Here is a 14,563-nt window from a genome sequence, read left to right as displayed (position 1 = left end):
CTGCTCCGCCCACCAGGCGGTCTCCGCCCGCTCCGCCATCCAGCGTGTCGTTGCCCTCGGCACCTGTGAGAGTGTTGGCCCCGGCGTTACCGGTCAGCAGGTTGGCCAGGCCGTTGCCTGTGATGCCCGCAGAAGCGGTTGAGGTCACGATGGCGTTTTCCAGATGAGCACTCAGCGTGTAGGTGCCCGAAGCCAGGTTCACGCGCACCAGGTCCGTGCCGTTGTCTGTCGTCTCCACGATCACGTCTGCGGTCACATCCACCTCATAGGTGTCGTCGCCCGCGCCACCCTCCAGCGTGTCGTTGCCTGTCCCGCCGATCAGGGTGTCGTTGCCGTCCAGACCGATAATGCTGTCGTTACCGGCCTGCCCGTTGATGGTGTCGTCGCCTGTGGTGCCAGTCACCGTGTCGGCAAAAGCGCTGATGGAGTTTCCGAGCAGTTGTGCCAATGTGCGTGTCACGGCGCCGTCGAACACGAAATTCTCAACACCACGGGTGGTCACGATCTGGCCAGTGCGGGTGAGGATCACGTCAGTGGCGGTCCGACTGACTGTGTAGTCTCCCGGATTGCCCAGCAAGATCCCCGTGTCGTCACCAGTCCCGCCATCCAGCGTATCTTTGCCCAGCCCGCCCACGAGGGTGTCGTTGCCCGCCAGACCACTGAGCAGGTTGACGCCGTCACCACCGGTGAGCAGGTTGCTCTCGGCATTGCCCGTCAGGTTCACGTTCAGCGCATTGACGACCGTGGCGTTCTCCACATTGGCTGACAGCACATAAGTGCCTGTCGTCGTGAAGCTGACCTGGACGCGATCAACCCCCTCCGACGCAGCTTCCACGATCACATCGCTGGCCATGTTCACGATGTACCTGTCGTCCCCTGCTCCGCCCACCAGGCGGTCTCCGCCCGCTCCGCCATCCAGCGTGTCGTTGCCCTCGGCACCTGTGAGAGTGTTGGCCCCGGCGTTACCGGTCAGCAGGTTGGCCAGGCCGTTGCCTGTGATGCCGACTGCTGCAGCAGAGGTGACGATGGCTCTTTCCAGGTTATCAGTCAGCGTAAAAACGCCCGAAGCCAGGTGCACGCGCACCAGGTCCGTTCCGTTGTCAGCCGTCTCCACGATCACGTCTGCGGTCACATCCACCTCATAGGTGTCGTCGCCCGCGCCACCCTCCAGCGTGTCGTTGCCTGTCCCGCCGATCAGGGTGTCGTTGCCGTCCAATCCAAGAACTCTGTCATTGCCCGCCAGTGCATTGATGGCGTCGGCGTCGGCGGTGCCGGTGATCTGATCTGGGCCGGAAGTTGGCGTATTTCCGAGGAGTTCACTCAGCGTTTGTGTGCCGTCGGCGAACTGGAATTGCTCGGCATCACGTGCAGTCACCATTTGTCCGTTGCCCGTGAGAACAACTTCTGCGGAGGTGGACATGGTGACCCCATAGGCGTTGCGGGCGCCAGCCAGCACGATCGTGTCCGTCCCCGCCCCGCCGCTGAGGGTGTCGTTGCCTTGCCCGCCATCCAAAGTATCGTTGCCAGCGCCACCCGCGAGCGAGTTGGCTGCCGAGTTGCCGTAGATGATGTCTGAATAGCCCGTACCTGTGGCGTTCTCGATCACCGCACCGTAGGCGATGCCGAGCGTGTCTCGCATATAGAAGCTTCCGTTCCAGATGGACGCGCCAATGGACGACAGCGTGCCGGGACGAAGGTTGATGATGGCGCTCTGGGTCTGATTAGATGCATCAATGTGGTCGATGCCACCCGCGTCCCAAATGGTCTCGAATATCTGGGCGCCGGCTCCCCACGAATAGACGGTATTCGTCGCCTTGTAGGTCATATTGGCGCCATAAATGGCCTGCAGCGCGGCAACGTCGTCGATCATCGGCGTTGTCGGGAAGTAGCTCAGGCTGTAGCCCGAACCCAAGGTTTGCCCCACATACCCGCGGTAGCTCATGATGGAGTACTGCAACACGTCATGCCCAGGTACAGGCGTGTTGGCCGTGGATGTATGCGGATGGTTCAAGCCCATCGCGTGGCCCAGCTCATGGATGAACGTGTGGTACCCGTAGCCGCCGACCACGGGATTCTGGTAGTCACTGTAGGCCGTGCCAAACCAGATGTTCCCCCCAGCCCCCGATGTGGACGGAAAGTATGCCCATGCAGTCGGTGGCATGTCTGAATTGCCCCAGCGGATGTCTCCCGCCGAGGTGGCCGTGTCCGTCACTTGCGTGAAAGTGAGGTTCGCTATGTTGGCATATTTCTGCATGGCCGTCTGCGCGGCGGCTTTCTGTGCCGCGCTGAAGGACGAGGTGATGGCACTGTTTCCTTCATCCTCTTCGTACAGCGACACGCCCTGCACGAGAAAGCTGTAGGTCAAGGAAGCCCCGCTCTCGAGCCCTTCGATGCCCCACTTCACGCCTCCTGCCAAATTGCGAACCGATAAACCCTGGACCGTAAAGTTACCGATGTCCGTGGATGGATCGAATTGATACACCCCCAAGACACTTGCGCCGATACCGTTGCCGCCCCCCGAAAAGCTTTGGCCGAACCAACTCTCTTCCGACTTTAGCGCTGTCAGCGCGTCGTCGTTGTCGGTGGGGTACAGAGGGACGTACTGAAGCGAAGGGGACGGACTGCTCATGCCTGCACCAAAGATATAAAAACTATTTCAATTATCGGATAGGGGCACCACTGCCTATGTTGTTTCAAGAGACATGGCAAGAAATATTTGAGCCCCCTTGGTGGCATCCATTTCAAGGGGTTTAGAGCTTGACCATCTAAGCTGCTGATTCCCCGGGGTAGACAGGGCACTGCCGACGAGTTGGGTCGACGAGGTGTTCCAGGCCCACCAGCAACGGCGATAACCGCGTGAACTGCAGTTCTCCAGCGTGGGGGAATGGATGCGGCTAGTCACGTTGGGGCTTCGCCCTCCTGGCACGCGGCAGCGTGCAAGACGGCCCAGCGGCTTCTGGTGTCGCTTGCTGCAACTTCCTAGCAGTCATCCATCTGGCTGCATCCACGATGCAGTTGGCCTGGGCGGAACAACACTTCCACGCTTTCAGGATTGATTGATGACATGCCCCAATACCGCGTGGAACAAACAGTGAAGCCGGCCGGTCACCGCGGCGTCTTGAAAAGCGCCCGCGCCGCAGTGTCGCGCTCCAAGCGGCGGGCTATGTTGTCGCAGACAAGGTCGCACAACGCATCCACAGACTCGTCCGTCAGCCGGTAGTACACGCTGGTGCCCCGCCCCTCCCTGGAGACGAGCCCATTTTGGGTCATGAGCGATAGATGGCGCGATACGTTGGCGGCTGTGTATCCGCAGGCCTGCGCCAGCTCACCCACGTTGCGCTCTCCGGTGCGCAGCAGATTGAGGATGCGCAACCTCGTAGGTTCGGCCAGAACCTGGAAATAGGAAGCAACCTGTTCAAGGGCTTCGGGGGGCATCTCTTTCATCACTGGACCTCCGTGCAATGTTGTGCATGATACATTATTGACTAATTAATTGATTAGTTAAATAATCAAAGAAAGTCCTACCGGAGTCCTGCATGAAGTCCTCGCACATGTTGACCGCAGCGCTTGCCCTGAGCGTATCCAGCGCCTGGGCTGCGGGTGACAACACACAGCCCCCTATCGCCAGCTACGTGGTCAAACCTGCCTCCATGCAGTGGGCCAGCAGCATCGACGCCCAGGTGGAGGCTGTCCGCGACGCCACCTTGTCGGCCCAAGTGCAAGGGGCTGTCATACAGCTGAATGTGCGGGCTGGCGACCGCGTCACGGCGGGCCAGGACTTGGTGCGCATCGATGCGCGTGCAGCGCAGCAGAGCGCGACGGCCAGTGCGGCCCAGGTGGAGGCCGCGCGTGCCGCCCAGCAGGTGGCGTCCAAGGAATACGACCGCCAGAAGCAACTGTTCCAAAAGCAATACATCAGCCAGGCGGCGCTGGATCGGGCAGAGGCGCAGTGGCGCGCCAGCCAGGCCCAGGTTCAGGCCGCGCAAGCACAGTCGGGCGCAGCAATCACGCAGTCCGGCTTCTATGTCATCAAGGCCCCGTTCAGCGGGGTGGTTGGCCAGGTGCCGACCACCATCGGTGATATGGCCATGCCCGGCAAGCCGCTTTTGACTGTGTACGACCCCACTCAGATGCGCGTCACCGCCTCCCTGGGCCAGTTGCAGGCGGCACTCGTGCGCAGCGCTGCAGGCAATGTGGAAGTGGAAGTGCCTGGGCTGGCGCCATCCCGCATCAGCGTGCCGCTGTCCAAGGCGCAGGTATTGCCCACTGTCGACCCGCAGAGCCACACCAGCCAGGTACGCGTTGAACTCCCAGCAGGCACTGTCGGCGCAGCGCCGGGCATGTTCGCCCGTTTGTGGCTCAACGAGGCCGCATCCGCTCCAATGAACGCTGCAACCGAGGCCCACGTGCCACTGCTTGTTCCCGCCAGTGCCGTCGTACGCCGCGCCGAAATGACCGGGCTTTATGTCCTTGACGAGCAAGGGCGCCCTTTGCTGCGCCAGGTGCGCCTGGGCCGACCCGTGGGCGATCTGGTCGAAGTGCTCAGCGGCGTGCGTGCTGGCGAACGCGTTGCCGTCCAACCACAGGCTGCGGCCAAGGTGCGCTGAAATGGACCACACACCCCGCCCCTCCCCTTCGCTTGGTATTTCAGGGCGTATTGCGGCGCTGTTCCTGAGTGCTCAAATCACGCCGCTGCTGGCCTTGGTGGCCTTTTTGTTGGGCGTCTTTGCGGTGATGGTGACCCCCCGTGAGGAAGAGCCTCAGATCGATGTGACGATGGCCAATGTCATCGTGCCGTTTCCAGGCGCTGCGGTGTCCGATGTCGAGCAAATGATCGCGATACCCGCCGAGCAGGTGTTGTCGCAAATGCAGGGCACGGAACACGTCACCTCGGTATCAAGGCCCGGTATGGCGGTGATGACGGTGCAGTTCAAGGTGGGAGTGCCACGCACCCAGGCGCTGGTACGACTGCACGACACCCTGCGCACCAACGCTGACTGGCTACCGCGAGGACTGGGCGCTCTCGACCCGATCATCAAGCCCAAGGGCATTGACGATGTGCCCGTGGTGACGCTGACCCTGCACACACGCGATGAAACCTCGGGCGCTTTCGCGCTGGAGCGCGTGGCGCATAGCCTGGAAGCTGAAATCAAGCGTGTACCCGGAACGCGAGAGGTTCAGACGCTGGGTGGGCCCGGTCGCGCCATCCTGGTGCAGATCGACACGAATCGCATGGCCGCCACCGGCACCACGGTGGACGACCTGCGGCGGGCGCTTCAGTCCGCCAACATGGGGTTGCCCGTGGGTGAACTGCTGGGCGCAGACCAGTCTGTGCAATTGGACAGTGGCCCGTTTTTGGCACGCGCTGACGAGGTGGCGGATTTGATGGTGGGCGTGCGCTCTGGCAAACCGGTGTTTCTGAAAGACGTGGCCGAAGTGCAGGACGGTGCGCTACCCGCCAGCCGCTATGTCTGGCACGGCGTGCCCCGCCGTGCTGAGGCCAGCCGCGCTGGCGAGGAAGGCACCGTGGATGAATACCCTGCCGTCACACTGACCATCACAAAGAAGGCTGGAGAAAACGCCATTGATGTGGCCAATGCAGTCATGCAGCGCGTGCAGCAGTTGCGCAACACCGTGATTCCCGAGGGTGTCGAAGTGGCCGAGACCCGCAACTATGGAGCCACCGCCAACGACAAGGCGCAAAAGCTGATTCAGAAACTGCTGTTCGCCACGGCTTCGGTGGTTGCCCTGGTCTTCTTGGCCTTGGGGCGGCGCGAAGCTGCCATCGTGGGCGTGGCGGTGGTGCTTACCCTCACGGTCACACTGTTTGCATCCTGGGCGTGGGGGTTCACGCTCAATCGGGTGTCGCTGTTTGCACTGATTTTCTCCATCGGCATACTGGTGGACGACGCCATTGTGGTGGTGGAAAACATCCATCGGCACCAGCAGTTGCACCCTGGCCGCAGCCTGCGCGAGATCATTCCGCATGCCGTGGACGAAGTAGGCGGCCCAACGATCCTCGCGACCTTCACCGTGATTGCTGCATTGCTTCCCATGGCGTTTGTGAGTGGGCTGATGGGGCCGTACATGAGTCCCATCCCCATCAACGCCAGCATGGGCATGCTGCTATCGCTGGCTGTTGCTTTCGTCATCACGCCATGGCTGGCCCGCCTGTGGATGAAAGAGCATGCCGGAGCACAGACGGGGCAGGCCACCTCTGCGCATAGCGGTCTGAGCGCGCGTATCGCGCCTATGTTCGAACGCGTGTTCACCCCCCTGCTGGACGACAACCACGGTGGCCGCAACCGCCGCCGCCTGGGACTGGGGGTGGCTGCGCTCATAGCCCTTTCTGTCGCATTGCCAGTCCTGGGTTGGGTGCAGCTGAAAATGCTTCCCTTCGACAACAAGTCCGAGTTCCAGGTTGTGGTGGACATGCCTGCGGGCACGCCGGCGGAGCGCACGGCCGCCGTACTGCACGAGCTGGGCGCCTATCTAGCCACGGTGCCCGAAGTGACCGACTACCAGGCCTATGCGGGCTTGTCGGGCCCCATCAATTTCAATGGCCTGGTCCGGCAGTATTACCTGCGTTCAGGCGGTGATGTGGGCGATATCCAGGTGAACCTGGTGGACAAGCACCACCGCAAGGATCAGAGCCACGCCATTGCCATGCGTGTGCGCCCTGCGCTGCAGCAGATCGGTCTGCGCCACGGCGCCAATGTGAAGGTGGTGGAAGTGCCTCCGGGTCCGCCGGTCCTGTCCCCCATCGTCGCCGAAGTGTATGGCCCGGAAGCCGAAGGTCGGCGTGAGGTGGCTCGTGCCGTACGCGCCGCGTTGGCAGGTACAGAAGGCATTGTGGATGCGGATGACAGCAGCATAGCCAACGCGCCCCGCAAGCTGCTCATCGTGGACCGGCGCAAGGCATCGCTGTTAGGGATTCCTCAGCAGGCGATCGTGAGCACGCTGCATGCGGGCCTTGCCGGTGAAGCAGCCACCTGGCTGCGTGATGGCAGCAAGTACCCCGCACCGGTACTGATGCAATTGCCCGCCGAAAGCCATGGCGATCTTGAAGCATTGCTACGGCTCACAGTGAAGGGCTCTCAAGGCCAGTTGGTGGCGATCCGCGAGCTGGTCACGGTGACAGACACCTTGCGTGAGCAGCCTATTTACCACAAGGATCTTTTGCCCGTGAATTTTGTGGTCGCCGACATGGCCGGCCGCGTGGATAGCCCACTTTACGGCATGTTCCAGGCACGTAGTGCCGTGGCCCGTATCGTTGCACCCGACGGTGGGTCGGTGCAGGAATACTTTGTGCGCCAGCCCGCTGATGCACTGAGGGGCTACGCGCTCAAGTGGGATGGGGAATGGCAGATCACGTTCGAGACCTTCCGAGACATGGGAGCTGCCTATGCGGTGGGCTTGATACTGATCTACCTGTTGGTGGTCGCGCAGTTTGGCTCCTACCTCACGCCACTGATCATCATGGCGCCCATTCCGCTGACCATCATTGGCGTGATGCCGGGCCATGCACTGCTGGGCGCGCAATACACCGCTACCAGCATGATCGGAATGATCGCGCTTGCCGGCATCATCGTGCGCAATTCCATTTTGCTGGTGGACTTCATCAACCTGCAGGTGCGCGAGTGCGTGCCTCTCAAGACGGCCATCGTCCACTCGGCCATCACGCGGGCGCAACCCATTGTCCTGACCGGGTTGGCAGCCATGATCGGTGCGTTCTTCATCCTGGACGACCCGATCTTCAATGGCCTGGCCATCTCGCTGATCTTCGGCATCTTCGTCTCCACCATGCTGACCCTGGTGGTGATTCCAACCCTGTACTACGCGGCCTATCGCCACCGTGGTACGGACTCCGAACCCGGCGGTTCCGGGCCCGCAGAACCCCCTGAGTACAGCCCTCCAGAGGCGCCCGTTCAACATTGAACGGCCAGAGGTCAACACCCACGTTCACCCCCAGGAGACAACCATGGCACACATTGTGATTGTTGGAGCAGGCATCGGCGGCATGCCTGCGGCGTATGAGATGCGCAGCAAGCTCGCCCCGCAGGACAAAGTGACCGTCATCAGCGCAGTGGACTATTTCCAGTTTGTCCCCTCCAACCCCTGGATTGCAGTGGGCTGGCGACAGCGCGATGACATCGTGCTGCAAATCAGGCCCCTGCTGGAACGCAAAGGGATTGACTTCATCGCCAAGGCCGTTCAATCCATTGACGCGCCCGGCAATAGTTTGACCCTGGAGGACGGCAACACCGTTGCGTACGACTACTTGATCATCACCACCGGGCCCCGGCTCGCCTTTGAGGAAGTGCCCGGCGCAGGCCCTGTTCACGGGCATACCCACTCCGTGTGTTCGGTGGACCATGCCGAGCACTTCTGGAGGGACTACCAGAAATTTCTGGAAGCGCCCGGTCCGATGGTGATTGGCGCCATGCCGGGTGCGAGCTGCTTTGGTCCTGCCTACGAGTTTGCCTTCATCGTGGCGGCCGACCTGCGCAAACGCAAGCTGCGCCACAAGGCGCCCATCACTTTTGTGACCAGTGAGCCCTACATCGGGCACCTGGGCCTTGGGGGCGTGGGCGACAGCAAGAGCATGCTGGAGAGCGAACTGCGCGGTCAGGATATCAAGTGGATCACCAACGCGCGCACCACGCGGGTCGATGCCGGCAAGATGTTCGTCGAGCAACTGGATGACAAGGGCCAGGTGTACCAGGCGCATGAGCTGGACTTCAAGCTCTCCATGATGCTGCCCTCCTTTAAGGGCGTGGACGCCGTGGCGTCCGTTCCTGGGCTCTGTAACCCCCGTGGATTCGTGTTGATCGATGAGCACCAACGCAGCAAGGCCTACCCCAACATCTTCTCGGCCGGTGTTTGTGTCGCGATCCCGCCGGTAGAGGTCACACCGGTACCCACCGGAGCGCCCAAGACGGGCTACATGATCGAAACCATGGTGTCGGCCATCGTGCACAACATTGCCGCCGAGATAGCGGGACAACCAGCCACCGCGACCGCCACCTGGAACGCCATCTGTCTGGCCGACATGGGCGATACCGGTGCGGCATTTGTGGCGCTGCCGCAGATACCGCCGCGCAATGTCAACTGGTTCAAGAAAGGTAAATGGGTGCACCTGGGCAAGATCGCCTTCGAGAAATACTTCATCAACAAGATGAAATCCGGCAACTCAGAGCCCATCTACGAAAAATACGTGCTCAAGCTGCTGGGAATCACCCGTTTGCAAGATCCCAAATCACCCTGAGCTTGGGCTTGCCTTGCCCCCCGTCAGGCGGGGCGCACAGGCAGGCAGAGATTCATTTTTTCATCAAGGAGTTCATCATGACAACATGGCAAGTCGTTCGCGTGGTTGCTGGCACTTTCATCCTGCTTTCCCTGGCGCTGGGCATCCCAGGCAGCCCCATCTTCGTGAGTCAATGGTGGTTGGCTTTTACGGCATTCGTAGGGGTCAACCTTCTGCAAAGCGGTCTGACCAAATGGTGCCTCATGGAAACCATCTTGCGCAAACTGGGTGTTCGGCCTGGCTGCTGAAAAGGAGCACATCATGCGCAAACTACTGCTGAGCGCTGCCTTGCTGGCCTGTGGCCTGGGTGCCGCCCAGGCTGCAGATTTGCGAGAAGCATGGCTTGCCGCCAGACAGCAGCACCCAGACATGGCTGCGGCCGATGCAACGCGGGCCGCTGGCGAGGCGCGCCGGATGCAGGCCAGCCGATTGTGGAACCCCACGGTGTCCGCCCAGGCCACCGGTGGCGCCATGGGGTCGCGCACTTCCGCTCAGGGCGCTGCTTTTTCCATGCCAGGCGCTGCCCAGACCCCTGGCGTCGGGTTTGATACATCGGTCCACAGCGGGCCGGGCGCGCGTCTGGGCATCGAGGCGCGCATGCCGTTGTACAACCCGGAGCGCAGTGCCCAAGGGCGCCAACTGATGCTGTCCGCCGACCTGGCCGAACTGCAGGCGGCCTCGCAGCAACAGCAGTTGATGCTCAAGACCGCTCAACAATACTTCGCTGCAGTGCTGGCACAGCAGCAGCACACATTGCTGCTGCGCCAACAGGAGGCCACGGACCGCGCACTGCAGGAGGCGCAGGACCGTTTTGCGCTGGGCGACGCCCCCGTCACCGATGTGCGTGAAGCCCAGGCGCGTGCACTGGAACTTGCCGCGCAAGTGCAGGCCGCAGACGTAGAGGTGCAGACTGCGCTCCAGGCGCTGGCCCAGGCAACGGGCTGGCATGCCAAACCACTGCCCCCCCTGCAGGGGCCCGCCCCGCTCTCGGGTCAAACCGTGCCAGCCAGTGCCAGCACAGCACTCCCTCCCCTCACCCAATGGCTTGACACGGCCACGCAAGACAACCTTCAGGTGCGCACCCAGGCCCAGATGCTGGCCCTGGCCGAACAGGAAGCCACAAAAGCCACACGCTCGGCCAGCATCAAGGTGGACCTGGTGGCCCAGGCGGGCGCGGACAGGCTGTCTGGATCGGGGCGCTGGGGTTCTGCCAGCAACTCTGCCAGCCAGTACCTGGTGGGCGTGCAGATTCAGGTGCCCTTGTCCACTGGGGGGCAGTTGGAAGCCCGCCAACAGGAACTGTTGCGCATGCAGGACAAAGCGCAAGCCGACCTCGACAGCACCCGCTTGACAGTGGCCCAACAGGTGCGCGCCACCTGGCTGCAGCTTCAGTCGGGGGTGGCCAGGACCCAGGCGCTGGAGGCTGCGCGCGCTGCCTCCCAGATGCGGCTCGACGCCACCCAATTGGGTCGCCAGGTGGGTGACCGAACGACATTAGATCTGCTGCAGGCCCAGAACGACGCGCTGCAATCCCAGTCCAGGCTATTGCAGCACCAGGTCCGCATGGCGCAAGAGCAACTGCAACTGATGGCGTTGGTCAACCGACTGGATGAGGCAGCACTGCAGGCTGCCACGGATGCCCAGCAGATTTCGGCCCCCGCCCTTCACTAACCCATTTGCACAACCGCGCAGACCGCAACATTTCACCACCATGAGTACCGCTAACACCTCACACACTCCGCTGGTCGTTGACGTCCGATCACAGGGCGAATTTGCCGCTGGCCACGTGGCTGGATCGATCAACCTGCCTCTGGACACCTTCACCCAGCAGGCCATATCTGCCCTGCCGGATCGAAACCGCCCCCTGGTGCTCTGCTGCCTGTCGGGTGCGCGCTCTGGCATGGCTGCTCAGTGGCTGCAGGCACAGGGGTACACCCAGGTGGCGAATGGCGGTGGGGTCAGCAGTGTGGCCCTGCGCCTGGGCTTGCCTATGGAGCGCGGCTGACGTGCCCGCCGCATCAAGCCGCTGTCGCCAGGCAGCGCACACTGACAACGCTGCAGGGAAGAACCCATGAAACCCCAGATCCAAGCCTTCTTCGATGACGCCACCTGGACGGTGAGCTATGTGGTCTTTGACCAGCCCGGTGGGCACTGTGCGGTGGTCGATTCGGTACTTGACTACGACCCCAAGTCCGGTCGCACCCACACGAACTCTGCGCTGCGCATCGTTGAGTTTGTGCAGACCCATGGTCTCACGGTGCAATGGATTCTGGAGACCCATGCCCATGCAGACCATCTGTCGGCTGCGCACTATCTGCGCAGCAAACTCGGGGGCCGCATTGCCATTGGCTCGGCCATCGCCCAGGTGCAGGGCGTGTTCCAGAAGCTCTTTCATCTGGAGCCTGCATTTCGCCCCGACGGCAGCCAGTTTGACCACCTGCTGCAAGACAACGAGGTGTTCCGTATTGGCCGGCTGGAGGCCAGGGCATTGGCGGTGCCCGGTCATACCCCAGCCTGCATGGCCTTCCAGATTGGCGATGCTGTGCTGGTGGGCGACACCTTGTTCATGCCCGATGTAGGCACTGCGCGCTGCGATTTTCCAGGCGGCAATGCACGCGCGCTGTACCAGTCGGTGCGCAAACTGCTGAGCCTGCCCGGTGAAACCCGTCTGTTCATGTGTCACGACTACCCGCCGCACGGGCGTGCCATTGCGTGGCAGACCACCGTCGCTGAACAGCGTGCCCACAACATCCACGTGCACGACGGCGTGTCTGAGGACGACTTTGTCGCCATGCGCACCCGGCGCGACGAGACGCTGGAAATGCCGGTCTTGATCCTGCCATCGGTGCAGGTCAATATCCGCGCTGGGGAGATGCCCCCACCCGAAGACAACGGCGTGACCTATCTCAAGATACCGATCAACGCACTGTGACACCTTACGAACGGCACCCTTCACTCTGGCATGGAGTGCACCGGAGATTCCCATGAGCAATGAAAAAATCGCCATTGAGTTGGTCCAACAACAGGACTACCGTTTTGAGATCACGTTCGGCGGCGACGTGCCCACTCTGATCGCAGACGAGCCAGCGCCCTTGGGCTCCGGCATGGGGCCATCGCCCGTGCAGCTGCTGTGCGCGGCGGTGGGCAACTGCCTGAGCGACTCTTTGCTCTTTGCCCTGCGGAAATTCAAGCAGTCGCCCGAACCCTTGCGCACGACAGTGGTGGCCGAGGTAGGACGTAACCCCGAAGGCCGCTTGCGAGTTCTGCGCATGGACGCCACCCTGCGCCTGGGGGTTCCTGCGTCGCAGCTGCAACACCTCGACCGTGTGCTCAGCCAGTTCGAGAGCTATTGCACGGTCACGCAGAGCGTGGGCCAAAGCATCCCTATCGGGCTCACCGTACTGGACGCCGAGAACGTCGCACTGCACTGACATAGCTGCCCCGCCCATTCTTTTTACAGGACACAACCCATGAAAACAGCCCACGATCTGGTCACTGCAGCCAAAGCCCTGGTGCAGGAGATTCCGCTGGACCAGGCCGACGAAGCCATCCGCGCGGCCGACGTGCTGATCGATGTGCGAGAGGCCGACGAGTACCAGGCCGGACATATCCCTGGCGCTATTCACGCCTCTCGGGGAACGCTGGAGTTCAAGCTCAGCAGCATGCCCGAGCTCACTGCCCGCGACCTCAAGGTAGTGCTGTATTGCAAGACCAGTGGCCGGGCCGCACTGGCCGCACGCGCCATGCACGAGATGGGCTACCTGCAGGTGCAGTCCATCACGGGCGGCTTTGACGCGTGGGCGGCTGCGGGCAAGCCCGTGGCGGCACCTTCGTCGCCCTCTTTCGATTGACCGGGCAGTGAACGCATCCCGCGTTCACTGCCCTTGTGCAAGAAAGGTCCGTCTAAGGACCGCAACCTCAGAGCAAGGAACCATCATGAAAATCAACGTAGGAACCATAGACCGCGTGCTGCGCGTCGTCGCCGGCCTGATCCTGATCGCATTGGCTGCCACCGGCACGGTGGGCTGGTGGGGGTGGCTCGGAGTGGTGCCACTGGCCACGGGCCTGTTTCGGTTTTGCCCGGCTTACACGCTGCTCGGCATCAATACCTGCCCCATGAAGAAATGAACCCGTGGCGGGCGCCTGCCACCGCTGGCATTCGCCACCCACCAATGAGGAACTCTGGATGAGCACGTTTGACCACAAGGGTCTGATTCAAGACATCAACGAAAACCTGGCGGGCTTTCGCAAGGCCCAGCCCGAAGCCATGCGCGGCTTTGCACAGCTGGCGCAGGCGTCCATGGCAGAAGGGGCGCTGACCAGCAAACACAAGGAGCTGATTGCCCTGGCCATTGGCGTAACCCAGCGCTGTTCTGGGTGCATCGGTTTCCATGTCAAGGCGCTGCAAAAGCTGGGCGCCACCCGTGCGGAACTGGAGGAGATGTTGGCCGTATGCGTTTACATGGGGGGTGGACCGGCACTTATGTACACCGCCGAGGCGCTCAAGGCCTGGGACTCCATGGCCGCTACCGGCACCACCACCGCCTGAAGCACTGGCCTGCTTTGCCACCCAGCCGTCGCCGCTCGTCACGCAAAAACCACCTTCAGGCAGACCGGCGGTAATAAATCAGTTTACATTTTGGGCGTCTATCCGCGAGACTGTTGCCAAACAGGAGGGGGATGTCCATGCAATCTCATCGGCGTTATGGGCTGGAATTGGCGTTGTCCAAGGCATTCGCGGTATTGGCAACATGGGTGGTGGGGGCGGCAGCGCTAGCAGCGAGCACCGCACAGGCCCTGGAGCCACCTACAGGCCCCGTCGTGCTGACCATCGATGGCGCCATCACGCAGACCAACCGGGGCGCGCAGGCGCAGTTCGACATGAAGATGCTGGAGAAGCTGCCGCAGCACAGCTTCTCTACCCAGACACCCTGGTACCCCAGCGCCGTCACTTTCACCGGTCCCCTGCTGCGCGATGTGCTGGCAGCGGTGGGCGCCAAGGGCACCAAGATCACGGCGGTGGCCCTGAATGACTACAAAACCGAGATCCCGGCGGACGACGCCACGCGCCATGACGTGATCGTGGCGCGCCTGATGAACAACCGGCCCATGCCCATCCGCGAAAAAGGTCCGCTGTTCATCGTGTTCCCATTTGATGCCAAGGCCGAGTTGCGCAGCGAGCTGTACTACAACCGGGCGGCCTGGCAGCTCAACGCCTTGCACATCCGGTAACCGCCCTTCCCTGCCCCGGGCCCC

Annotated in this window: 14 protein-coding genes; 12 read left to right on the top strand and 2 right to left on the bottom strand. The window is 62.1% G+C overall.

Annotated elements, in window-relative coordinates; genetic code table 11:
• Both OIN59_RS17060 and OIN59_RS17055 read right to left on the bottom strand, forming a co-directional pair.
• Positions 1–2,629, bottom strand: a 2,629-nt coding sequence (locus OIN59_RS17060; RefSeq protein ID WP_274112265.1) for a M10 family metallopeptidase, incomplete at its 3' end; no start/stop codon positions are given.
• Positions 2,630–3,105: 476 nt separating this feature from the next.
• Complete coding sequence (locus OIN59_RS17055) at positions 3,106–3,444, bottom strand: ArsR/SmtB family transcription factor (protein WP_274112264.1); 339 nt, start codon at positions 3,442–3,444, stop codon at positions 3,106–3,108.
• A 92-nt stretch (positions 3,445–3,536) separates the two neighbouring features.
• Between OIN59_RS17055 and OIN59_RS17050 the strand changes: the two genes are divergently transcribed.
• The 12 genes from OIN59_RS17050 to OIN59_RS16995 all read left to right on the top strand — a co-directional run bounded on the left by OIN59_RS17050 (position 3,537) and on the right by OIN59_RS16995 (position 14,539).
• A complete protein-coding gene (locus OIN59_RS17050; protein WP_274112263.1) occupies positions 3,537–4,607 on the top strand; it encodes an efflux RND transporter periplasmic adaptor subunit in 1,071 nt (356 codons plus the stop codon).
• 1 nt (position 4,608) lies between these two features.
• Positions 4,609–7,938, top strand: a complete 3,330-nt coding sequence (locus OIN59_RS17045; protein ID WP_274112262.1) for an efflux RND transporter permease subunit — start codon at positions 4,609–4,611, stop codon at positions 7,936–7,938.
• Positions 7,939–7,981: 43 nt separating this feature from the next.
• A complete protein-coding gene (locus OIN59_RS17040) occupies positions 7,982–9,268 on the top strand; it encodes an NAD(P)/FAD-dependent oxidoreductase (RefSeq protein WP_274112261.1) in 1,287 nt (428 codons plus the stop codon).
• A 77-nt stretch (positions 9,269–9,345) separates the two neighbouring features.
• Positions 9,346–9,555: a YgaP family membrane protein gene (locus OIN59_RS17035; RefSeq protein WP_274112260.1), complete on the top strand. Its 210-nt coding sequence runs from the start codon at positions 9,346–9,348 to the stop codon at positions 9,553–9,555.
• A 13-nt stretch (positions 9,556–9,568) separates the two neighbouring features.
• Positions 9,569–10,978 (top strand): TolC family protein, encoded by a 1,410-nt coding sequence (locus OIN59_RS17030; RefSeq protein WP_274112259.1) that lies wholly within the window; start codon positions 9,569–9,571, stop codon positions 10,976–10,978.
• A 40-nt stretch (positions 10,979–11,018) separates the two neighbouring features.
• Positions 11,019–11,312: a rhodanese-like domain-containing protein gene (locus OIN59_RS17025; RefSeq protein ID WP_274112258.1), complete on the top strand. Its 294-nt coding sequence runs from the start codon at positions 11,019–11,021 to the stop codon at positions 11,310–11,312.
• Between the two features lie 66 nt (positions 11,313–11,378).
• Positions 11,379–12,239, top strand: a complete 861-nt coding sequence (locus tag OIN59_RS17020) for an MBL fold metallo-hydrolase (protein WP_274112257.1) — start codon at positions 11,379–11,381, stop codon at positions 12,237–12,239.
• 52 nt (positions 12,240–12,291) lie between these two features.
• Positions 12,292–12,738, top strand: a complete 447-nt coding sequence (locus OIN59_RS17015; protein ID WP_274112256.1) for an OsmC family protein — start codon at positions 12,292–12,294, stop codon at positions 12,736–12,738.
• 39 nt (positions 12,739–12,777) lie between these two features.
• On the top strand, positions 12,778–13,158 hold the full coding sequence (locus OIN59_RS17010) for a rhodanese-like domain-containing protein (RefSeq protein WP_274112255.1): 381 nt from the start codon (positions 12,778–12,780) through the stop codon (positions 13,156–13,158).
• A gap of 85 nt (positions 13,159–13,243) precedes the next feature.
• The gene (locus OIN59_RS17005) at positions 13,244–13,435 is read left to right on the top strand and encodes a YgaP family membrane protein (protein ID WP_274112254.1); all 192 of its coding nucleotides are present in this window, start codon (positions 13,244–13,246) and stop codon (positions 13,433–13,435) included.
• A 58-nt stretch (positions 13,436–13,493) separates the two neighbouring features.
• Positions 13,494–13,856 (top strand): carboxymuconolactone decarboxylase family protein, encoded by a 363-nt coding sequence (locus OIN59_RS17000; RefSeq protein WP_274112253.1) that lies wholly within the window; start codon positions 13,494–13,496, stop codon positions 13,854–13,856.
• Between the two features lie 137 nt (positions 13,857–13,993).
• Positions 13,994–14,539 (top strand): molybdopterin-dependent oxidoreductase, encoded by a 546-nt coding sequence (locus OIN59_RS16995; RefSeq protein WP_274112252.1) that lies wholly within the window; start codon positions 13,994–13,996, stop codon positions 14,537–14,539.
• Positions 14,540–14,563: the final 24 nt, after the last annotated feature.

It is taken from the genome of Acidovorax benzenivorans (assembly GCF_028680575.1).
GTDB classification, from domain to species: domain Bacteria; phylum Pseudomonadota; class Gammaproteobacteria; order Burkholderiales; family Burkholderiaceae_C; genus Acidovorax; species Acidovorax benzenivorans.
This window is presented reverse-complemented; position numbering and strand designations above follow the sequence as displayed.